Genomic DNA, 288 nt, shown 5'->3' with positions numbered 1-288 from the left:
ACCTACATGCGCGGCATCACCTTTGTCCAGGTACCAACTACGCGTCTGGCCATGGTGGACTCCTCCGTGGGCGGCAAGACTGGCGTGAACCTGGACGCGGGCAAGAACTTGGTGGGCACGTTCAAGCAGCCCGCCTATGTGGCGGCTTCTACCGACACTCTGGCCACGCTGGACGAGCGCGAGTGGGCCTGCGGCTGCGCGGAAATTGCTAAGTCCTCGGTAATCGATTCCGACGAGTTCTTCTTCTGGCTGTTGGAGCAGGCCGACGCTCTGGCGGCCCGTGATGAC

1 pseudogene is annotated in these 288 nt (G+C 62.5%); it reads left to right on the top strand.

The window, feature by feature from the left end:
- A pseudogene (locus PZH32_RS13840) lies at positions 1-288 on the top strand (3-dehydroquinate synthase); the annotation flags it as partial.

It is taken from the genome of Adlercreutzia equolifaciens, assembly GCF_029076695.1.
Classification (GTDB): domain Bacteria; phylum Actinomycetota; class Coriobacteriia; order Coriobacteriales; family Eggerthellaceae; genus Adlercreutzia; species Adlercreutzia equolifaciens_A.
Note: the sequence above shows the minus strand (reverse complement) of the source record. Positions and strands in the feature narration are given on the sequence as shown.